Below are 21,945 nucleotides of genomic sequence, written 5' to 3' on the forward strand. Positions count from 1 at the left end.
AGCCCAAACAATGGAACATATACGAAAGGCAAACAATCAAGATTTACCCTATCTGTATGAGATAAGTCTTAAAACAGCCTTATCAGGTCTCGATGGCACAGATTTCTTTTTTGATCCATTTTGCGTTGGGCATTATTATGCTGCTCCCTATCTCTTCTTTGAGCCTGATTTATGCTTTGTCGCTTTGAATCAAATTGAACAACCCTGTGGTTATATTGTAGGGACAAGCAACACCGAAGCCTTTAACAAATGGATGCAGGAAACCTGGCTGCCCCCATTGAGGGCCCAATATAAAAACAGGACTCAGTTCAAATGCAAATCAGAGGAACAGATAATAAGCTTGATCTGCAAGGGTCCCGGGGAAGGAATCTGGGAACATGTCGGATACCCTGCCCACATGCATATCAACCTATTGCCAGACCTGCAGGGAAAGGGACTTGGAAAAGGCCTGATGCTTACCTTCTTTGATGTATTGAAAGAAAAGGGTGTCAGCGGGGTCCACCTGGGAGTGGACGGCCGCAACACCCATGCTATCGGATTCTATGAAAAAATGGGGATGACTATATTGAAAAACCTACAATGGGGAACCATTTTTGGCAAGCATCTCGACTAGTCTGCATCCGGCCCCCATTTGCTTCCCAGAAATTCCAAATCACTTGCAAGCCGCACAATGGCATTAGTCAACCGCAGAGCCTGTTTCTGTGTAATATCTTTCTTTGCACCTTCTTTCTTAAGCCGTTCGATAACACTCTGCAGCAGTTCCTCATTATGTTTGAGCAAAGCAACAGCTTCGCTAAGTTCACGCATACAAGGAAGAACAGAATCATCAACTGCAACGCAGGAAGGAAAAGTCTGCTCTGCAAGCAAATCAAAACGCTCCATAGGTTCAGGTGCATATGCTTTCAGCCCGAGCGTCCTTGTAATGAACTGCGCAAACCAGGGAGCAACCGCTTTGTCCCCATGATTGATAAAGGACATACGGGGCTCTTTCTTGAATGCGGTCAGCCATTTCACCAACCCTTCCTGGTCCGCATGGCCACTGATACCCTGCAACTCACAAATTTCGCATCTCACATCAATCTGCTCACCAAAAATGGTGACATGCCTCGCCCCATCCAGGATGTTCCTTCCCAATGTCCCCCCTGCCTGGTACCCACTGAAGAGAACAGTGCATTCAGACCTCCACAGATTATGCTTGAGATGGTGCTTGATACGGCCTGCTTCACACATTCCACTGGAACTGATGATTACGCAGCTTTCCTTTCTAAAGTTCAATGCTTTGGAATCTTCTGCATCGGTAATGGTTACGAGGGAGGGGAACACAATCGGGTTGACTCCCTTGTGCACCAATTCCATGGCTTCAGAATCCATATATCCGAAAATATTTCCTGAAAAAACATTGGTCGCCTTCACAGAAAGGGGACTATCGACAAAAACAGGGATTTTTTTACAAGATGGGCAGAGATTCTTCTCAATGACAACACGAAGCAAATAGAGTATTTCCTGTGTTCGGCCCACAGCAAAGGAAGGTATTATTACATTTCCCCCACGGTTGAATGTCCGTTCGATAATATCGGCAAGTTCCTGTGCACGAACGCTGGTAGGAACTGAATTCCCCATCGCATTCAACGGTTTTTTATGCATGCGATTACCGTAGGTAGATTCCATCACTACAAAGTCAGCACTGTCGATATATACAGGATCCTTTATCAAAGGCTGGTCGAAATTTCCGATATCCCCTGAAAATACAATTTTTCGTAGCTCTTTTCCTTCTGAAAGCCATACCTCGAGGGAAGAAGATCCCAGCAGATGTCCGGCATCGATGAATCGAACCTTACAGCCGCGCCCAAGGTCGATAATCTTTTCGTAATCGCACCCCTGGAACAGCATCATGGCTTTCTGTGCATCTTTGACCGTATAGAGCGGTTCTACCCCGGCTTGTCCTGCGCGTCTTTGCTTTCGGCTCTTCCACTCAGCCTCCATTTCCTGGATATGTCCGCTATCAGCAAGCATAATCTCACAGAGGTCAATCGTAGCAGGGGTCGTAAAAATCTTCCCCCTGAAACCATTCTTCACAAGCAACGGTATCCTTCCGCTATGATCTATATGCGCATGGGTAAGAAGCACGTAGTCAATCGATTCAGGGTTAAAAGGCAAATCCATTCCAGATTCCCTTTCGTCATTGCCTTGTGGAAGACCACAGTCAACGAGTATTTTCAAGCCGGCACTTTCGAGTAGCGTACAGCTTCCGGTAACCTGTTGTGCAGCACCAAGGAATGTAATATCCATAGTATCTCCTCTCTTCTAAAAATACATTCAAAACACGGCCCTTGCAACTTATATTAGAAATCCAATATTGCAGAGGTATTATCTGATAGGGTATCCTTATGGCAATGGAGAAAAATCAATGGACGCAAACAAACGCAAAAACAGGGAACAGCAGGTAGGCCGGACGCTCAAAGCGCTTGCATTGAACAATATCAAGGCAGCCTTTCTGCCTTCAATCAATGAAGTCATACCGATGGTTACTTCACTGATAGAAAAAGGTGAATCTGTTGCAGTCGGCGGATCGGTGACATTACAGGAAACGGGTATCCTTGAACTACTGAGAAACGGTGACTACATTTTTCATGACCGGTATAAAAAAGGGCTTACCCCCGAGCAAATACGGCAGGTTTTCCTTGAAAGCTTCAGTGTCGACACCTATCTTGCAAGTGCGAATGCAATTACCGAGCATGGTGAAATCTATTGTGTAGACGGAACGTCAAACCGGATTGCAGCGATGCTCTACGGGCCAAAACAAGTGGTGCTCATCGTGTCCTGGGATAAGATTGTCCCGGACCTTGCAAGCGCGATTGTGCGGGTTAAGGAAACTGCAGCCCCTGCAAATGCAGTGCGGCTCGACATCGACACCTATTGCAACAAGAAGGGAAAGTGTATCAATCCTACCTGCAATACCAACAATTTGATGGCACTCACAGCAGGTGCTTGTGAAAACACCATATGTTCCAATTACGCTGTCTTCTCACGCCAGCATTTCCCCGATAGAATCAAGGTTTTAATCGTAGGCGAGAGTCTGGGCTATTAGCAACAAACATGCAATACTGGCAAAATTAACATTGACCGTGTAAATATTTTATAGGAGTATCCGATGACAACAGATTTTACGTATTACACACCTACAAAGGTAATTTTCGGTAAAGGTGCAGAGCGACAAGTGGGTTCCCTCATCAAAGAGTTACATTGCAAAAAAGTGCTTGTGCATTACGGGTCTTCAAGTGCAAAGAAATCAGGGCTCCTCGACCGAATAACAGAATCACTTGCTGAAGCTGGGCTGGAATACGTAACCCTCGGGGGGGTAGTTCCAAATCCACGGCTCTCACTCGTTCATGAAGGCATCAGCCTTTGCAAGCGAGAAGGTGTAGATTTTCTGCTCGCCGTTGGCGGTGGTTCGGTTATCGATTCCTGCAAGGCAATCGGGTTCGGACTTTACCATGAAGGTGAAGTATGGGACTTTTATGACGAAAAACGAAAGATCAAGGGCTGTTACCCTATCGGTTCAGTATTGACTTTGGCAGCTGCCGGCAGTGAAATGAGCAGTTCCTCGGTTATAACCAATGAAGATGGCAATTTGAAACGTGGCATCAATTCTGATTCCAGCCGCTGTCGTTTTTCGATCATGAATCCAGAGCTTACCTACACGCTTCCCAGCTACCAGACCATGTGTGGGGCCGTAGACATCATGATGCACACCATGGAACGATACTTCCTCAAAGGCAACACCATGGACTTGACCGATGAACTTGCAGAAGCCCTATTGGTTACCGTGAAGAACAATGCATATGTCTTGAAGGACAACCCCCATGATTATGACGGGAGAGCAAACATGATGTGGGCCAGTAGCCTTTCGCACAATGGCCTTACCGGGGCCGGAAACAGTTCCCCTGGCGATTGGGCTCCCCATCAGCTGGAACACGAAATGGGAGGCATGTTCGATGTTGCCCATGGGGCAGGACTTGCCGCCATTTGGACTAGCTGGGCTCTGTATGTCTATAAGGAAAATCCCTCAAGATTCGCACGGTTTGGTAAAAACGTCTTCTCTCTGGAGCAGTCAGGAGATAGCGAAAAAGATGCCCTTGCCGCCATCAAGGCAACAACTGATTTCTTTTCAAGCATAGAGATGCCCACCAATTTCAAGGAACTGGGAATCGACCCAAGTCCGGCGCAAATCGAGGAGATGGCAGAAAAATGTACATTCTTCGGGAAACGCACGCTTGGGAATTTCATGAACCTTGAAAAAGAAGACCTCATTGCAATCTATAAGATGGCAGCAAAATAAACAAATCGCTTTAATCCAGGGAAGGGCCGCAGCCACTGTGTTGCGGCCCTTCCCTTTCAATAGCAGCAGTTCTTCACTATATGCTTTTACGCTTAGCCCCCTTTTTAACGATTACCTGCCCTATTACCTTTCTCAACCATATAACCGGTACTCTGGCCATAGCGACAAAGAGGTGTATCATTAACATGCAGGGAAATGGAAAATCCTCCAACCCATCGCATGGATTCATTTTCGGCCATTTCTTTGCAGATACTGCTTATAAAGCAATAAGGAGAGGAAGCATATGAAAAAAACAGTGGCATTTTTGGCTTGCATCCTGCTTCTCTGCATAGTACCGCTCGGTGCCGAAGTAATCGACTACACGCAGTCAACCCAATTGATTGTCCAGAAAATAATGGACAACCAAGGGGTAAGCACAATCAAGCAGATCGACCCCGACAAGGTTTCCGACGCACAGCTCGAACGTCTCGGAGATGCTGTTATGGGAATCCTTATCCCGGATGAACAGCAACATGCCTGGATGGACCAGATGATGGGAGGGGAAGGATCATTGCAATTGGCAGCCAAGCATAAATGGATTGCCTACTCCTATCTAAAAAATGACGGGAATTTGACTTCAGCCGGCTGGGGATCAGAAATGCTGGGGAGCGGTATGATGATGAGTGGATGGAACAACGCTTGGTATGGTATCAATGGGATGAGAGGATGGCCGCTTTGGAGCGGAATTCTTGTTTTTCTGCTTGTTGCAGGGATAATTTTTTTGGCAATAGTATTGTCGATCAGGTTTTTTACCCCTGGGGGATTTAGCAAAAGGGGGAAAAAAGCTTCAGAGACAGAAACACCGCTTTCCATACTAAAACAACGGTATGCAAAGGGTGAAATAACCAAAGAAGAATTTTTGGAGATGAAAGAGACCCTACTCAAATAATAGACGGGACAAAAACACATATTGTCCAACTCGAAAGAATTAATCCCAATAGGTTTTAACGTACCTTAACGGCACCAGACGCAACTTTGGGGGCATCGCTTCCGATCCCCCAGTACTGGCAATAAGTTTTTTCTATTCCATGAAAAGACGAACAACTTCGTCCCTGTTCTTCGATTGTTCCAACATCCTGCGGAAAATCTGGGATGTACAGGTACGTGCAATGGAAGCCAGCAACTCAACATGGGCTGAGGCTTCTTTTGAAGGGGCAAGCACCAAAAAGAAAATCTTGCTTTTCACCTCATCAGGGGATGAGAAATCAACAGGAATCCTGCTGATCCCAACAACCATGCTGACATGATCGACTGCATCTGTCTTTGCATGGGGAATTGCAATCCCATTGCCAATCCCGGTTGATCCAAGACTTTCCCGGGAGAGGACAGCATTCAAGATATCGTCATGCTGCTGGGAAGAATATCCTTTTGCCTTGGTAACTACATCGACTAATTCGCCGATGATTCCAAGCTTATCAATTGCGTTGAGAGGAACCTTAACCAGGTCCTTATCCAAAACATCCAGTAAATTCATGCAAAGCTCCTCACGATTCAAACTCAAACCAGATATCATCATCATCACGTACAACCAAAACAGGACAGGGGGATGTTCGCATCAACCTATCGGTATCACTTGCAAGTTCTTCTCGCCTGGAACGAATATCGGTAATTCCCCCAAGGACCAAAAGATCTGCATTTTTTTCTTTAAGCAAAGCCCGGACAACCACATGAACAGTCCCTTCAAGTTTGACCGTGTCTATTTCCACTTCTTTCTGTTGGGCAAGCTTCGATGCATGGCGCAGGTACCGGTCAGCATCGCTTTGCAGGTCCCTCTGATATTCATCTCGCTCAATTGCAACGAAAATACCAGCTTTGACAAGCTCTCCGAGAGCTTTCGTATTCACAACGTACACTGCGGTCAGCTTGGCATTGTTCTCCTTTGCCAATTTTATCGCATACATCGTTGCCGTCAACGAACTTTCCGAACCGTCCAGATAAACGACAATATCCTTAAACGGTACTCCCATGAGAACCTCCTTTTTTCATCGTATCATCAACGACAGTCGCAGTCATCACCTTGGCAGGGGAATCTTTCAACTCTTTTGCCCGTTCCATGCGGTCTTTGACCACTTTCAGAAGTATGAAATTTTCACGCTCCTGTTCCTCGATACGACCTCGCATCCAATCAATTGTCTGTTGGTTGTTGGGGATGACAATCTTTTCCAAGGCATTAACCTTTCGGATAGTCTTCTTTACTTCCCTGGCCAGACGCATAATCGAAACTTTCAATTCAGCAAGCCTACCCATCAGTTCAAGGGTCTCCCGGTATCTGTCAATCGAAAGCTCAGCAAGGATACTTGTCCCTTCACTGCTAAAATACGGGCTATGGTTGGTGAAGGTAGTATCTACTTTTGGCAGAGCCACCCCCATTACGCGTCTGGTTCCTACTTGTACTCCATACTCAATATTTACAGCCCCGCTGAGGTTGGCTACTTTCAGTCGCCCCATATGCATTATGGAATCGCTAAGGGTGGATTCAGCCTCAATGAGAGAATGGTCTACCCTACTCTGGTAGTCAACAGCCTGGTCAACCAAAGTCAAAAGCTCAGTAACGAGAATCGAACGTTTTTGATCGAGCAGATCATAACCCAGCTGGGAGAATTTCAAGTCATCTATCAATTTCAACAGGTTGCTCCTGGTGGGAGCTAGCGTAGTGTCCACTGAATTCTCCTACTACTTACCGTAGTGTTCGGCGATTTCCTCGTCGGTCAGTCGCTGCAATTCCTCACTCGGGAGTTTACTCAAGGCTTCCCATGCAAGATCAAGTGTCTGTTCGATACTTCGATCTTCATTATACCCTTGGTTGACAAATTTCTTCTCAAAGAAATCACCAAATTCTAGATATTGGTGGTCAAGCGGCGTCAATTCCTCTTCACCGATAACCGATGCCAAATTCTGGACGTCCTTGACATGGCTATAACAGGCGAACAACTGGTTTGAAAGATGCGGATGGTCATCCCTGGTCATCCCTTCCCCAATGCCGTCTTTCATCAGACGGGACAAGGAAGGAAGACAATTGATCGGCGGATATATGCCCCTGGCCTGCATTCCCCTGTCAAACACAATCTGCCCTTCTGTAATGTAGCCTGTCAAATCCGGGACAGGATTGCTGATATCATCGTTCGGCATAGAGAGAATTGGCAGTTGGGTAATCGACCCCTTCCTTCCGATAATTTTTCCCGAACGTTCATAGAGTTCGGCAAGACTGGAATACATGTATCCAGGATAGCCTTTTCGGGAAGGGATTTCTCCCCGCATTGTCCCGATCTCCCGCAAGGATTCACAGTAGTTGGTCATATCGGTCATGATTACCAGAACCTGTTTGCCTTTGTCAAAGGCAAGATACTCTGCCAAGGTCAAGGCTGTCTTAGGGGTAATGGTCCGTTCGATGGAGGGGTCGTCTGCAAGGGAGAAAAACAATGCAACGTTATCCAAAACCCCCGACTGCTCAAAACTGTCAGTAAAGAATCTGGCTACGTCGTGCTTGACCCCCATGGCTGCAAACACAATACAGAAATCACTTTCGGCCCCCCGCACCTTTGCCTGACGGGCAATCTGTGCGGCAAGCTCATTATGATTCAAGCCGTTCCCGCTGAATATAGGAAGTTTCTGCCCCTGGATCAAGGTGGTCATGCCATCGATAACCGAAATACCTGTCTGGATAAAATCCCTGGGATATTCACGGGCTGTCGGGTTGATAGGAATGCCATTGACATCACGTTCAAAGGCTCCGGGAGGCAGAGGTACCCCGTCACGGCTTTTGCCCAGTCCATTCATTACCCGCCCAAGCATCTGCTCAGAAACCGGCAGCGTAAGAGGTTCTCCCATGAAACGCATACCGGTCCCGGGAAGTGTCAATCCATCAGTACCCTCAAACACCTGTACCACAACCACTTCATCAGAAGTATCGAGAACTTGTCCTGCACGGCGTGTTCCATCGGGAACCGTAACTTCGACAAGCTCCCCATAGCCAACGGGATGGGTATTGCGCATATAAAGCAGGGGTCCGTCAATTCTGGAGGCTCCCCGGTATTCACGTCCACTAAGCAGATGGCGGTCAGTCTGCGCAAGCAATGATTCTTTAGTTTTCATAGATTCCCCCCAGCTGGTCTATAGACCGTTCGAGGCCCAGCTGTAGCTTATCCAAGGCTTGCAGGTCCTCATTGTTAACCGAGAACCTCATCCTGGCCATATCCTGGACAGAACGTAGCCTTCTCAGTTTTACCATGGGAACTCCCTTGGCAATTGCCTCAGAACCCTTTTTGTAATATTCCAATATGATGGCAAGCATTTTCACTTGTTTCTCGATAGAGCAATACCTGTCAATCTCGTCGAAAGCATTCTGTTGCAGAAATGCGGTTTTGAACAGCGAGCATACTTCCAGAATGAAATTCTGGCTATCGGGAAGTGCATCGGGACCAACAAGTTTGACAATCTGCTGGAGCCTGATTTCCTTCTGTAGCAATTCCATGATCTGGTTGCGGTTGTCATACCAAGTGCCCTCGCTATGGTCATTCCACCACTGCCGGACGTCACCAAGATATTCACTGTACGAATCAATCCAACTGATAGCAGGATAGTGGCGACTACTTGCAAGCGCACGGTCGAGACCCCAGAAACAACGGACAAACCGCTTGGTAGCCTGGGTTACCGGCTCGGAAAAGTCACCTCCCGGAGGACTGACAGCACCAATGATCGATACAGAGCCATCCTCATCGTTGAGTGCCCTCATATACCCTGCACGTTCATAAAACTGGGCAATACGGGTAGGGAGATAGGCAGGGAATCCTTCCTCGGCCGGCATCTCTTCCATTCGGCCGCTGAGTTCCCTCAAAGCCTCTGCCCATCGGCTGGTAGAGTCGGCCATGATTGCTACATGATATCCCTGGTCCCGATAATATTCAGCCATGGAAATGCCTGTATAGATACTTGCCTCACGGGCAGATACCGGCATATTGGAGGTGTTGGCAATCAATATCGTGCGTTCCATCAAGGATTGGCCGGTACGGGGATCAACCAACTGGGGAAACTCCCGCAGAACATCGGTCATCTCATTCCCACGCTCACCGCATCCTATATAGACGATGATATCGGCATCACACCACTGGGCGATAGAATGCTGGGTCATTGTCTTTCCCGTACCAAATCCTCCGGGAATTGCGACAGTTCCACCCTTGGCAAGGGGGAACAGCGTGTCAATTACACGCAGACCGGTAACCAAAGGCTGCTTGAGCACCAAACGGTTCTTTACCGGTCGGGGAACCCTGATCGGCCAGTGTTGGGCCATCTGCAGTTTTTCCTGTCTGCCGCTTGCAAGGACCACCGTCACGATGTCTTGCATAACCGTATAGTCACCTTCTTTCACAACTGAAGAGACGGTAACCGTTTCATAGAGAGGGGGAACAAGGATGCGCTGGAGAATGCGTTCCGTTTCCTGGACAGTACCGATTACCATACCCTTGGAAAGAGTGTCGCCTTCTTTGACTGCCGGCACAAAATGCCATAATTTTTCATGATCGAGGGCTGGAAAGGATAAACCCCTGGAAATAAAGGTACCGGACACCTCCATCAGTTTTTCCAGTGGACGCTGGATACCATCGTAAATGGTACCGATGAGCCCAGGGCCAAGTTCAACACTGAGGCTCATATCACTTCCGTATACGTTTTCACCCGGGCACAAACTTGTAGCGTCCTCATATACCTGTACGGTGGCTTGTCCATTATACAGTTTAACGACCTCTCCAATGAGTTGTTGCTCGCCGATCCGGACCATTTCCATCATCTTAGCGTCGGTTACATCTTTAACCGTGATGACAGGACCGTTAACCCGTTTGATTTTTCCTACTATTCTGCCTTCCATGTATATTCCTGTACCAAAGTCCTGATTTCGCGGTCGAACCTCCGAAGACGGATATCAACCTGATTGTTGTATGATACTTTATCATCCAACGAAGAGAGCACAACCCCAAGGGACCGGATAGGCTTGGAATCAAGGCTCAAATGAATATCAGAACCAGTTATGTTCTTAACCAGTTCCGTTGCCTGCGTAAGAGTCTCTTCTGTTACCGGGCATAAAGGATTGAAAGCTACCTTTGCCTCTTTCAAATCAAGGCCAATGGCTGCTTCTGCAATCCATTCGGCGAGAAAAGGGACGAATTCCTTGGAACGTGCAAAACTGTTCATCCTCAGGTTCACTCTGCGCATGACCTCTTGGTAACTGGCATCAATCTTTTTCAGGCTTGCTCTTCTCTTTGCGCTGCCGAGATTGGCCTGCAGCCTGAGATCAACCTGTTTCATCCTTTGTTCATGGAGGTGATTCTCCAGCTCAATTTCATGGTCCGCACGTTTCTGTGCATCAACGAGAATCTGCTCACATTGTCTGCTTGCATCGGCTTTAATTTTTTCTGCCTGATTCTGTGCTTCGGTAATGATGCCATTGAGCAAGAGATTGTCCGACTTTTCCATATGAAACCTCCCTACAGCGAAACACCGATTGCTTGGTTTACCAGTGCCCGCAAATCCTTCTGCTTGCCATCACTATGGGCAGGCGGAATCTCAACGACAAGGGGAAATGACTCCGAGAACAGATATCGGTCAACAACAGGCCTGATCATATCCGCCACATCCTCGGTAATGATAATGATCCCATTTTCAGGATCCTCCAACGCCTTGTCCCAAGCCCTCTGCGCCTGCTCGACATTTGTCGCCTGCATACCAAAGACACCGACAAGGGAGAACCCCAGTACGGTATCTTCGTCACCGATGACAAAATACTGCATGGTTTAGGCCTTCCCGAGAATCATCAAGGCAGTGATGAACCCAAAGATTACCAGACCTTCAGCCAAAGCAATGAAAATCAAAGCCTGGGAAGCAATCTCTGGACGTTCGCTGATAGCACCCATTGCCGCACTACCAATCTTTCCTATTGAAATGCCTGCAGCAAGCGCGCCCATACCAAAGGCGAGAGCAGCACTGAAACAAACCAGAGACAGATTTAAATCAAATCCGGTAGCGGCTGCAGCGGTTGTTGCGGCATAGGCGCCTGGTGCAAACACAAAGCCTGAGGCAAACAACATAAAAGCAGTTGCCAGCAGTGTTAGAGAAATTTTCTTTTTGAATGCAATACTGGTCATTTTGACCCTCCTAAACAATGCACTATTTTATTTGTTTACAGAAAACGGGGAACGAAGGCCCACTGGCTCATACGCGACACCTTTCCCGGTAAAATACTTGCTAAAGAACTCATAATAGTTAAGCCTCAAAGCCTGGATGCCTGAACTCAACCCTTCCAATGCGATAACGAGAAGGTTCCCGAAAATAAATATCAGGATACCCCAGAATCCACCGGCATTCCCTGCCAGTTCCTTGAATGCTGTCATGAGGCTGACATGGGCAATCCCTAATCCGGCTACCCGCATGAAAGAGAGGGTATTCGAGAGATAGCCTATGAAAATCTCAAGGACATTGATAAACCATTCCATAAAAGCATCCATGGTCACTGCAACGATCGAATGTTTTTTGCCACCCTTCTTGACCGAGATACGGTATTCGATAAAACCCGGAAACAGTAACAGTACTATCGGAATGACTATGGCAGGCGTAAGCCAGGAAGCCGAAGGGAACTGCTTGTACCCTGTCGCTACATACCCAAACCCCATGTACAGGCCAACAGCGAAAAGCCAGCCGCCGACAAGACCGTTCTTATCAAGGGTAAGTTTAAGCCAGGCCTTTTTTCTGAAAAGGTTTACCCAGTTGATTAGCAATCCAAGGTAGATGATGACAATTCCGAACTTGACGGTAATCCCAAGGATGGAATAGACATCCTTTATAACCCCACCTGTCGCCTCTCCATTGACCACACGGTCGAAATTGAACCAGACGGCAGGAAACAGGGAAAACCCAAAATAGGAACCGAAAAGCACGCCACCGACCATGGAGGCTGAACCTAGGTAGAGCAGAAGGTTGCAGAGATTCCTGCTGATCATACCATCTGCTTTCAAAGGATTCTTCTTATAATCAAAACGTCCGACCAAACCGATGAGAAGCAATACCAAACCTTGCCCCACATCAGCGAACATCAAGGCAAACATGACCAAATAGGCTACCATGACGAAAATAGTGGGGTTAACCGAACCGTATTCAGGTGTGTTGTAATTATCTACCATTTTCTGGAAGGGACTGAAGGCTTTCGGGGTATGTATGGAAACTGGGATTTCTTCCCTCGGCATTTCCTCGGCACCTGTCCACTCAATCACACACTGCCCTTCGCTGGCCTGGGTTATGGCCTCAGAGACAGAATCACACTGGTCTACAGGTACCCAACCTGAAAAAAGGGTTGTATTTCTTGTATAGGAAAAATAAGACCTGATCTGGTTGCAAAGCTCATTGAGCCGAAGGTTGCACCACATCGAATCCAACTGCATTTGCTGCTTCTTGATTATCTCGTCTACCTCAAGCTCAGTCTGTTTGAGATGGGCAGCTGCCTCTAGGTATTCTTTGTCAATCCGGGAGGAAATCTCTATAAAGGCATGTTTCTGGAGCTCAGCATTGCTGGTCTCCGTCCATTCGAATTTGTCAAGCAGGGGGGATACCTGGGCACTGTCCCTGCGCAAGGCCAGAGCTATGTAGGAATTGCCTTCCTCTGTCTTATGGAGAAGGCCTCCTAGGGAAATCAGCTTCTCACTGAGGTCCTCTGGACTGCCATGCCCGACAACACCAACCCTCAAATCAAGATATTCGAGTTTTTCATCCCCAATATACCTTTTGAGTTCCTGCAAACCCAATAACTGTTGGTTAAAGTTCTTCTGCTTGTCCTTGAGCGTTGCCAATTGCTTTCCCAAATTGTCAAGCATGTTCCTATAGGATTCCAGATCAGGCTTTTCCAGGTTCTTGACATCAAGCATGTCACTGGAAGGAAGAAGGCAATGCCCTTGACGCAACACAGCCTCTACCCGGTGTCGCATATCCTCGAGGGCGGCCTTGCTTATCGAGATCGGTCTCGAACTGAGCTTCTCCATTTGCCGGGGATCGATTTTCTTGATACTTACAAAATCCATCACCCCTAACTCAAGCAAAGCCTTGATAACTGTATCGCTCATCTGCTCCAACACAACTGCGGTAAGCAGTTTCATTGGCCTGGTAAACAGGTTCATGCCAGCACCCCCCTGATGTATTCCTCGCTATAACCGTAATATTTCCCATTCAAGATTGCCTTGATCATCGAATCCTCACTTGTATAGAGAAAAAAGTAGGCAAGGGCAATCCCGATGGTAAAAGGGTCACCAGCCAAGATATAATGATATTCCTTGCTACGCTTCTGCTGAAGGTAATGTTCAATCTTGAGCGTTGCCTTGGCAAGCAACTCATCACTGTGGGCACCTTCTTTGCTCTCGGTTGACACCTTCTGAATTGATTCCACAAGATCAGGATAATATTGCTGAAGCAAGACTACAGGGTCACGATCACCCGGGGACATCGCCAGAAAGGTTTTCACATTGTTGCTTCTATAGATTCGCCCCCAAGGAAATAAGAGGCTCTGCAGATGCTCCTTGTCCAATTTATGATACCAACCGAAGCGAATCAGCATGAGGATGTTATTCAGGTCGATTTCAACCTTAAAGACTTCCTGAACGATTTTTCTATCGACTGGGGACAGCTGCTCTGATTTTTCAAGAATCTGTCTGTACCATTCGCAATCGAGGGCTGATTCCAGGTAAAAGACACCCTGTTGCTGGATATCCTCCTGGGAAAAATTCCGGAGAACCGCTGCATAGGGACTTTTCCCTAATGAAGAAACTACCCCATCCCAGGAAACTGCATTGATCAGACCTGTCCAGTTAATATCGGAGACAATTTTTTCCTTGAACAGGTATTCGCTACGGTACCGTATCGAATGCAGACGGATTACGCTGCTGAACCAAAGGCGAATTGCGTTTTTCAGGTTCTCTACTTCTATTTTGCCCAGAAGGGTACGTACAAAATCAGAGGTGGAACCCCTTAAAAGCTTTGCAATGCCATGGTACATTTCGATTTCTTTTTTCAAAAGTACCAGTTCCATTTGCTGGAGGTCACCAGTCTCGTCATACGCCTTTGCAACATCCTTATAAGAACCATCACGCAAAGAATGCACAGCTTCAACTACTGAATTGGCTTTCATCAAGTCATCGATAAGATGGGATTCACGCATCAGACCGATACGTGCACGAAGCTTTGCATTGATAAACTCATATTGGGAGGTTGAGCTATAAGCCATGGTTATTATGCTTCTCCAAACAGATTCGTCTTGGAAACCAAAGAGACGATTCTGTCGGCAATATCATCGAGACGTTTATCATTCAACTCAATGGAGCTATCAAGATTTGACTCCGTCTCTTCCAAAAGCCTTGCAGCTTCTTCTTCTGCCTTGGAAAGTTCGATCTTATGCAGGTCGCGTACAGTTTTCAAAGAGTCTTTAACCAGAGCATTGGCTTTCGACTGGGCCTCGATAAGCATTTCCCTGCTTATGGTGTTTGCATCATTGATGATTTTCTGGGCCCGATCCTCTACGGTGAGGACTTCGTTGATAATTTCGCTACGCATCTTGATGCTCCCTCTTTGGAATTCAATTGCGAGTTTAATACTCTAACTTTTAGGTTTTACTGTCAAGTGACGAAAATGGATTTAATCTTTTGGCCCGTTCAAAGACAATCAAGGAGCCACGTTAAGGACTGGTTTCACCACAGCAGCCTCTTCCTCGACGGGTTGGCTTTCCTCAAAAGACGGGAATACTTCCGACCAGAACGTATCATCATCAAGCTGTCTTTGTGTATTCAATGTTATGGAAGCATCATATCCAGTTGCCAGAGAGGTCCCGAAAACATCCTCGGTAGCATCTACCTGCTTCCCGGTTTGATCACGTACTATCAGCCGTTGTTGAATCTGAGGATCGGAAACCCAGAAGTCTTCCAGCTCAAAAACCCTCTTCTTTTCAACTTTGCCTTCCTCAGGTTCAGGAATACTGAAACGGACGGCATACCACAGTCCATCAACATCCAAGTCAAACAGGTAGTTTCCTGGATTAACGTCAGAGAGAATATAACGGCCATCAATGTCGGTAAAGAGATATAGTTCTTCATCAGGTGTTATCACCTCTATTCCATCCGGTCCTATAGTTACATCATAGACAGGAGAGGAATACTGGACATACGGGGTATGGTCGGCCTGGTATAAGATTCCACTGACCGTGTAGGTTGCTGCAATATCAATGGTAGCTACAAAAGCTTGTCTGCTTCTTGGATTTATTTCATATACCGAAGATGTTCCCGCGCCAAACATAGAAGAGCTGGTACCAAAGACAACGATGCTGTTTCGGGTATTGGTAGTGATGTTGTTATAGAGGGCACTTCCCAATGGTCTCTTCAGATACACGGGAGACGAGTCCAGACTCCGTGCTATCGAAATCTCTGCACTGCGTAATTCACCCACAGGTTTGACCAGCAGAAATGCCTCATTCACCGTTTTCCCTAAGCCAAAAGCACCATCGGCATAGGCAACATAGGTGTTTGCAGAGATCATAGTCGACATTTTATTATAGGATTCATAGGCCTGTTGCTTGAAGGTAAAGGAAGCATACTCTCCGGAATGTGTCCAGGTAGCCTGCAAAGACTGGTCTTCTGTAGTCTTGAAGTCCACTCCACTGAGAGAAAGGGACACACTGTCAGTATCCGAAGGACGATAGGAAAGTCCAAAGGAAGATATTATTGACAAAGGATTAAAAGAAGCGGAAGAGGCTGCACTTGAACTGAGCTTATCATTAAATGAGTAAGAACCAGAAATCTGGGCGGTTACGATGGGGTTCCAAACATCCAAAGCTGAGGCAGAAGCAGTGACTGACCCACTTATGGAGAAATTGTCAAAGGGAGAAAAACCTGACGAGAACGTCAACGACCAAGAGGGGGCAGTAAAGGCTGAATCCTTTGTCAGGGAACCGGTCACAGAATAATTGAAGCCTTTTGCAAAGCTCCCTGAATAGGAAATATTGGAAGTCATATAACGTGTTGCAGCATCCGTTGAGGTCAAAAGTACAGAGGACCTTGAAAAACTGAATCCCAGGCTCAGCGATCCAAAATTGCTATCATAGGGAACACTGAAACGGTGGCTTATCGAAGCAGAGAGATCTGGTTCTTTATTGCTTACATCGAGTCCAAGGGTCATCTGCAGCTGGGTCGTGCCAATTGTCGAGGCAAAGACACCACTGACAGTTCCTCTAAAAATACCGGGAGTTATGGAAATATCAGAGGAAAGCGTGAATGCATTAGTCATCCCTGTCTGCTGCCAATAGGTTGCCGTCCAATTTCCAAGGAAATAGGAAAGATACTTGTCATTAAGCCAAGGTAGGCTGATAGTTCCCATTTTAGTACTTTCGACGACCCGTGGAACACTGAAACTGAACCCGTAGACACTATCACCTTTCCCCAAAAGCCGATAGTCATAACCAAGATCGAAATATTGGACTGTCGTATCATTTGGCCTGGCATCAGGGGTAATGGTAACCTTTGCCATATTGACGCCTTGGGTAAACACAAAGTCCTTAAGCCGATAGGTACCTGCACTGAAATCCCGGTTATAGATTTCTTTGCCGTTTATCTCAATCGTAACATTCGAGTCTTCAACCAATACAATGCTGTACTCAAATTGGTTTCCCTTTGCAGCATCCGTTCCATAGGAATAATCCTTATCGAAAACAACGCCTACACTGGTCACCGTTCCATAGTCATTGGAGGAAGAATTGATTTCGCTTAGGTTCGAACCTACATTTCCGAAAGTCAGGCGTTGGCTGGTTTCAACAAAATCATAGAACCCCTGCCAAGACCCAAAACCGAATAAGGGGCTGTTGGAAGACAAAGAATAGGAAACATCAAAGCCAAGATTCCAGAAAGCCAGCTTATGGGAGACCGAAAGACTTAAAAGCTTGCTATCCAAAGCAGAGAAATCAGAGGGATATTCGAAATTGGAGTAGAAGCCAAGGGATGTTACGACAGAAAATTTTGCAGGGTCCAGAACTATTGCACCACTCAAGGAATAAGCATCCCTGCGGTTCAACGTACCTCCATTTATGCTAATCGTCTTGACTGGCATCTCTTCGACATCAAAAGTCATGTCAACGGAAAAATCGGTGCTGTCAAAGACTGTCTCGACTCCCCTGTTGTTCAGCTCCTCGATCGAAATAAAGGGAAGCGCATCAGAAAAAAGAAGTTCATAGGTTTTGTCAGTTATGTAATCACCAATAAACAGTGACAAATCAGACGTATTCAGACTTTGGACACCATCATTAAATTCAGCCTCAATATCCCCGACATATTCTTTATTTACAAATAAGCCCAAGAAATACAGGCCATTGTCAAATGCTATGGTCGAATCCTCACCGCTGACAAAGAAGTCTGCAAAGGGGTCTTCTTCCTCAGGGGCTGCTTCCAACATCACAGGGGCAACGAATGAGTCATAATCATCGAGGGTATACACCGAAGGCTCAAAAAAGGTAGGGGGAGGAGGAACGAGCAACGTGGTATGGACACTACCGAAAACAGGCAGACCAGGTATCTTAATCGGGTCCACAATCTGTATGCTCTGCTCAGGTGGTTCCTCAACCTCTGGTATAATTTCTTTTACGGGTGGTTGTTCAGGCTGGAAAAGATGGTTGGGCTCAGGTAAAGCTCCGACAGTTGCAACCTCCTCAGGCAAAACCTTGCTTTCAACAGAGGCGGTAACTTGCTGAACCTCATCAATCGTAGAGGCTATCGTAGGCTGATAGTTGACTGGAGGCTCAATTTCTACTGTATATACAGGGATGATTTGAGGACCCGTGGCAATAGGCTGGGCTTCTGGTTCAGACTCGATTACCGGTCTCACAGTAAAGCAGGTAATAAAAAAAGAGGACAAAAAAAGGACCGTTAGCACAGTAGAAACAAGTAAAAAAACACTTTGTGCGGTCCTTTTAATTTTCATGCAACAACTATTCCTTTTCAAGAAATATCAAATATATTCCCCGTTAATTGCTAGTATATGTAAGTTTGGACTTATAGGTAACCCCAGGTTCCCGGGAAAGTACTGCCGGCCAAGGAACTTGTTTCGTTACTGTCTTTTTTGCGAGCACATTCATGCCATCGAATCCCGAAAGCGCTTCTGTCCCTTCCAGGGTAACGGAATTACCTTTACTATCGGTTATCTCCAGGATGCTGGCAACAAGCAACTGGTGTACGTTGCCTAGATTGGAAACAGTAATGGCCATTGTCTCTGCACCATCATCTGCCACAGTAGGAACGATAGACCTTACCATTATATTCTCAATTGCTTTTGAAGGAGAAACATAGAGACTGGTTGTGTATATGTACAAAAAGTTGAACATGCCCTTTTCAGTACTGTCCTTTCCTTTTGAGTAGGGAATCTGCTCAGCCTTCAATCTGAACGCCAATTCATTGGTTACTGTTTTAGGGCCACGATATTGCACCCTGACAATCTGGCTGCTCTGGGGCTTAACGATTACCTTGTTGGGAACGATAGAAAAATACGCCGTTGCCGGAGTATTGATTTCAGCACCAAGCTCATCCTGATCCCTAAACATTGCTGAGATTTCTATTGCAATAGAATCATCGCCATCGTTGAGTATAGTATAGGTCTTGGTGCTTTCAGCCCCTGTAGGTCCAAAGACTTGTTCCAAAGGAGAGAACTGATAAGCAAAAAGATTACCTACCGTCAACATAAAAGTTAATGACATCAGTACAAAAATTCGTTGCCTACTTGTTTTTCTAACGTTCATTATGCGCTCACTTTTGTTATAAACTGTATGCGATAGTGTACGCCATAGAAATCAATTCATCAAGTATGGAAATGTCTCACCCAAAAAAAAATATGTCTCAATGCGACATTGCCATCCTTTTTAATGCTGAATCGAAGGTTCCACTGAGTATTGGATGAAAGCGAGATACAATATCTTCGATATCACCGGCCATCCCATCCTGAACCCAATCCAAGGTTATCCCCACAAAGGCATGCTTATAAAAATTTGCCAGCAACCTGCAATTCTCATCAGAAACCCCTAAGGCATCGCCTTTGACTTTTATGCTCTGATAGAGCAGTTTATACGCTTCACGACAAAGATATCTATCAAGCCTCTCTCGCCCAAGGCTATGATATACATTAATGGTTACCTCGCGGTGGTCTTTGAGACTCTTACAGATGGCTATCATAGTATTCTGTCCATCATCATCAATATCAATCCGGGGATATTTACGGGCAAACTCTTCCCCATCATGGGCAAACATCCAATCGAGCAAATCATATATATCCTTGAAATGATAATAAAAAGTCTGTCGGTTTACACCACACCGCGCTACCACTTCCTTTACTGTAATTTTATCAAGGGTCCTTTCACTCATTAACTGTCTAAGTGATTGGGATAACGCCAATTTTGTCATCTGTGCCATTCATTTTCTCCTAGTCTTCAGACTATAAAGTATAGATTTTTTCACTAGTCGACTATATCCTAACAGGAAATTGTATAAATCCGGTTCTTTTTTTTTACTGTTTTCGTTCTTTATTGACACAATACTGTAACTATGCTATGTTTCCTTCCTGTCGGATAGCCGATATATATTCCGGGTTGTAGCGCAGGGGTTTAGCGTACTAGTCTGGGGGACTAGGGGTCGACGGTTCAAATCCGTCCAGCCCGAATTTAAACAGAAGGGAGCTGATTTCAGCTCCCTTTTTTGTATGCCTGCAGTTTCAAGGAATTGGCTCAGGGCAAGTCCTTTTCCCATGAATACAGTACAGATCCATCGCTTTTACGAAAAGAAACCGAAACTTGGGAATCTTTGAGAAGCACATCTGCATATCCATGGTGGGCAAAATCCCTGAAAAGCGACCCAGCCGAAAGGTAGGTAGGCTCATCGTCAAACTCCCCGCCTAAAGCACCAACAATAAAATAGTCGACCCCATCCTGTGAAATATGTTCCATCTGGTGATCGTGGCCGGAGAATACCAAATCTACACCATGGTCGATAAAGAGTTGGTGGAACGTATCGATCATCTCCTTGTTATCATACCAGGGAACCCCTTGGTACTCGGTACTCGAAGCAAAGAAATATGCATGGTCCATTACCACAATCACATCATCGGGATCGAGGGAATCGAGCTGTGCAGTGAACCACTTTTTTTGGTCGGCCATATAGGATTCGACACCCCACTCAAGGTCAAGGCTAAACACATGGATGGAATCGGAGAGATCAAACCTATGATAGAGCTGTTTGTCGCCTCTCAGAACCTCAGGATAGTAAAACTTTCTCCAGAGCGCATGGCCACCAAACCAACCATCATGGTTTCCCAAAACCTGTATAAGGGGAATCGAGGTAGTAAAGGGAGAGAAAAAAGCAATCTGCTCTGAGATTTGTGTATCACTGTTCCCCATCTCTACAACGTCTCCGAGGTTGCAAAACACGGAATACCTATTGGAAGAATCCGTCACTCCCGCAAGGATATCCCTGGTAGCTTCCAGATTATTGGTACCAGCCCCCACATGGGCATCAGAACTTACAGATAGGCGAATTCCACCCTCAAACTCAGGAAAATACGAAAAAGAGTGAATCTCGGTGTCGGCTTCCGTCGCATAATAGTACGTTTCGCCTCTTTGCAGGCCGGTCATTGCCAAAGCATGGGTTTTCCCCTCTTTCTCTTCGGCCACTGTCGTATCCAATCTATCAGGGGCAATCCCATAGGAAAGCTTCCCTCTACCCGGCTTTTCAGAATACCAGACAAGCCCTACATCCGGAGATTGCCTTGAGCTATTTACATCAAGCAACATCAACTGGGGTTTCTTATCCGCAGACTTGGAAAAACTACCCTCAAAGGCAGGGAATCCAATGGCAATGACAAGTCCAAGGAGAACTACGCAATAGGATAGAACCCCTATAGAACGGGGCTTGCCCTTTTTCTTGTTCCTTTTTCTGTCGAGGAAAACCAAGAAGGGAATGCACAAGGACAGGACAACCAAACCAATGAATAGATTCCCATACATAGGATTCCAGGCAAACAATGCAAGGTTTCTCCTCTGTAAGGCAATCCAGATTACCAAAACAATCATGGCAAAGCTAAGCAACATAACAATTCTATCGGTGATTCCAGAGTGAGGTTTGTCCTTGTTTTGTTTCATTTTCTCCCCTTATTGCAACTTATACAGTATCTCCTGACCGTACGTTTGGCAACAAATACTTGATTTGTATTCGTTGTATTCGTTGTTTGTGTTCGTTGTTTCGTTGTTTGCATTCATTCCTCTAACCAGAACTTTTTCACTGCATTTTGAACAAATTTTCAAAAAAATCACTTTCTGAAATGGCTTGACCGAGGATGAAGGGCGGACGTATCCTGTCTTTAGGACTTTGTATTGGAGAAATCGCGAAGCAGCCTGATACTTTTTCACTATCGTAGCTGTCCAAAGTTTCGCCATCTCTCACCGTCCTTTTCGAGCAGGAACAGAATTGACCTTAGCCAGCGGTGAAAACCCATCCAATTGATAAGGAGTATTACCTGCACAATCA

At 46.1% G+C, this 21,945-nt stretch carries 20 protein-coding genes and 1 tRNA gene; 5 read left to right on the plus strand and 16 right to left on the minus strand.

All coding sequences use genetic code 11. From position 1 onward, the window contains the following. Positions 1-10: 10 nt before the first annotated feature. Positions 11-613, plus strand: coding sequence for a GNAT family N-acetyltransferase (locus SPIGRAPES_RS03600; RefSeq protein WP_014269414.1), 603 nt, complete (start codon positions 11-13; stop codon positions 611-613). Here SPIGRAPES_RS03600 and SPIGRAPES_RS03605 read toward each other — a convergent pair. Then, positions 610-2,289, minus strand: coding sequence for an MBL fold metallo-hydrolase RNA specificity domain-containing protein (locus tag SPIGRAPES_RS03605; RefSeq protein WP_014269415.1), 1,680 nt, complete (start codon positions 2,287-2,289; stop codon positions 610-612). The two genes, SPIGRAPES_RS03600 and SPIGRAPES_RS03605, sit on opposite strands and share 4 nt — an antisense overlap. Positions 2,290-2,407: 118 nt before the next feature. On the opposite strand from SPIGRAPES_RS03605, the gene SPIGRAPES_RS03610 reads away from it, so the two are divergent. From SPIGRAPES_RS03610 to SPIGRAPES_RS16420, 3 genes are all read left to right on the plus strand, one after another. Further along, entirely contained in the window at positions 2,408-3,088 is a 681-nt protein-coding gene (locus tag SPIGRAPES_RS03610; RefSeq protein ID WP_014269416.1) for a lactate utilization protein, read from the plus strand. Positions 3,089-3,151: 63 nt separating this feature from the next. Beyond that, positions 3,152-4,339: an iron-containing alcohol dehydrogenase gene (locus SPIGRAPES_RS03615; protein WP_014269417.1), complete on the plus strand. Its 1,188-nt coding sequence runs from the start codon at positions 3,152-3,154 to the stop codon at positions 4,337-4,339. A gap of 283 nt (positions 4,340-4,622) precedes the next feature. Further along, entirely contained in the window at positions 4,623-5,267 is a 645-nt protein-coding gene (locus tag SPIGRAPES_RS16420) for an SHOCT domain-containing protein (protein ID WP_014269418.1), read from the plus strand. Positions 5,268-5,399: 132 nt separating this feature from the next. Here SPIGRAPES_RS16420 and SPIGRAPES_RS03625 read toward each other — a convergent pair whose 3' ends face one another. The 14 genes from SPIGRAPES_RS03625 to SPIGRAPES_RS03690 all read right to left on the minus strand — a co-directional run bounded on the left by SPIGRAPES_RS03625 (position 5,400) and on the right by SPIGRAPES_RS03690 (position 19,839). Then, on the minus strand, positions 5,400-5,852 hold the full coding sequence (locus tag SPIGRAPES_RS03625; RefSeq protein ID WP_014269419.1) for a PTS sugar transporter subunit IIA: 453 nt from the start codon (positions 5,850-5,852) through the stop codon (positions 5,400-5,402). Between the two features lie 10 nt (positions 5,853-5,862). Next, a complete protein-coding gene (locus SPIGRAPES_RS03630) occupies positions 5,863-6,345 on the minus strand; it encodes a universal stress protein (RefSeq protein ID WP_014269420.1) in 483 nt (160 codons plus the stop codon). Beyond that, entirely contained in the window at positions 6,329-7,039 is a 711-nt protein-coding gene (locus SPIGRAPES_RS03635; RefSeq protein ID WP_014269421.1) for a V-type ATP synthase subunit D, read from the minus strand. Before SPIGRAPES_RS03635 ends, SPIGRAPES_RS03630 begins: the two co-directional genes overlap by 17 nt. A 12-nt stretch (positions 7,040-7,051) precedes the next feature. Next, positions 7,052-8,470 (minus strand): V-type ATP synthase subunit B, encoded by a 1,419-nt coding sequence (locus SPIGRAPES_RS03640; protein ID WP_014269422.1) that lies wholly within the window; start codon positions 8,468-8,470, stop codon positions 7,052-7,054. Further along, on the minus strand, positions 8,460-10,238 hold the full coding sequence (locus SPIGRAPES_RS03645) for a V-type ATP synthase subunit A (RefSeq protein WP_014269423.1): 1,779 nt from the start codon (positions 10,236-10,238) through the stop codon (positions 8,460-8,462). The genes SPIGRAPES_RS03640 and SPIGRAPES_RS03645 overlap by 11 nt, the downstream gene beginning before the upstream one ends. Beyond that, the gene (locus tag SPIGRAPES_RS03650) at positions 10,223-10,843 is read right to left on the minus strand and encodes a V-type ATP synthase subunit E (RefSeq protein ID WP_014269424.1); all 621 of its coding nucleotides are present in this window, start codon (positions 10,841-10,843) and stop codon (positions 10,223-10,225) included. Before SPIGRAPES_RS03650 ends, SPIGRAPES_RS03645 begins: the two co-directional genes overlap by 16 nt. An 11-nt stretch (positions 10,844-10,854) precedes the next feature. Further along, positions 10,855-11,157, minus strand: a complete 303-nt coding sequence (locus tag SPIGRAPES_RS03655) for a V-type ATP synthase subunit F (protein ID WP_014269425.1) — start codon at positions 11,155-11,157, stop codon at positions 10,855-10,857. 3 nt (positions 11,158-11,160) lie between these two features. Next, positions 11,161-11,511 (minus strand): ATP synthase subunit C, encoded by a 351-nt coding sequence (locus SPIGRAPES_RS03660; protein ID WP_014269426.1) that lies wholly within the window; start codon positions 11,509-11,511, stop codon positions 11,161-11,163. A gap of 27 nt (positions 11,512-11,538) precedes the next feature. Further along, positions 11,539-13,530, minus strand: a complete 1,992-nt coding sequence (locus tag SPIGRAPES_RS03665) for a V-type ATP synthase subunit I (protein WP_014269427.1) — start codon at positions 13,528-13,530, stop codon at positions 11,539-11,541. After that, positions 13,527-14,630: a V-type ATPase subunit gene (locus tag SPIGRAPES_RS03670; RefSeq protein ID WP_014269428.1), complete on the minus strand. Its 1,104-nt coding sequence runs from the start codon at positions 14,628-14,630 to the stop codon at positions 13,527-13,529. The genes SPIGRAPES_RS03665 and SPIGRAPES_RS03670 overlap by 4 nt, the downstream gene beginning before the upstream one ends. A gap of 5 nt (positions 14,631-14,635) precedes the next feature. Further along, a complete protein-coding gene (locus SPIGRAPES_RS03675; RefSeq protein WP_014269429.1) occupies positions 14,636-14,956 on the minus strand; it encodes a hypothetical protein in 321 nt (106 codons plus the stop codon). 108 nt (positions 14,957-15,064) lie between these two features. Further along, positions 15,065-18,361, minus strand: a complete 3,297-nt coding sequence (locus tag SPIGRAPES_RS03680; RefSeq protein ID WP_014269430.1) for a fimbria/pilus outer membrane usher protein — start codon at positions 18,359-18,361, stop codon at positions 15,065-15,067. A gap of 43 nt (positions 18,362-18,404) precedes the next feature. Continuing rightward, the gene (locus SPIGRAPES_RS03685) at positions 18,405-19,130 is read right to left on the minus strand and encodes a fimbria/pilus periplasmic chaperone (RefSeq protein WP_245535464.1); all 726 of its coding nucleotides are present in this window, start codon (positions 19,128-19,130) and stop codon (positions 18,405-18,407) included. 139 nt (positions 19,131-19,269) lie between these two features. Next, positions 19,270-19,839 carry a TetR/AcrR family transcriptional regulator gene (locus tag SPIGRAPES_RS03690; RefSeq protein WP_014269432.1) on the minus strand — a complete coding sequence of 190 codons (570 nt, stop codon included), beginning with the start codon at positions 19,837-19,839 and terminating at the stop codon, positions 19,270-19,272. 172 nt (positions 19,840-20,011) lie between these two features. On the opposite strand from SPIGRAPES_RS03690, the gene SPIGRAPES_RS03695 reads away from it, so the two are divergent. Next, positions 20,012-20,085 (plus strand) — tRNA-Pro (locus tag SPIGRAPES_RS03695). Between the two features lie 65 nt (positions 20,086-20,150). Here the strand turns inward: SPIGRAPES_RS03695 and SPIGRAPES_RS03700 are convergent. After that, on the minus strand, positions 20,151-21,560 hold the full coding sequence (locus tag SPIGRAPES_RS03700; RefSeq protein WP_014269433.1) for a metallophosphoesterase family protein: 1,410 nt from the start codon (positions 21,558-21,560) through the stop codon (positions 20,151-20,153). Positions 21,561-21,945 lie beyond the last annotated feature (385 nt).

It is taken from the genome of Sphaerochaeta pleomorpha str. Grapes, from assembly GCF_000236685.1.
Lineage (GTDB): Bacteria > Spirochaetota > Spirochaetia > Sphaerochaetales > Sphaerochaetaceae > Sphaerochaeta > Sphaerochaeta pleomorpha.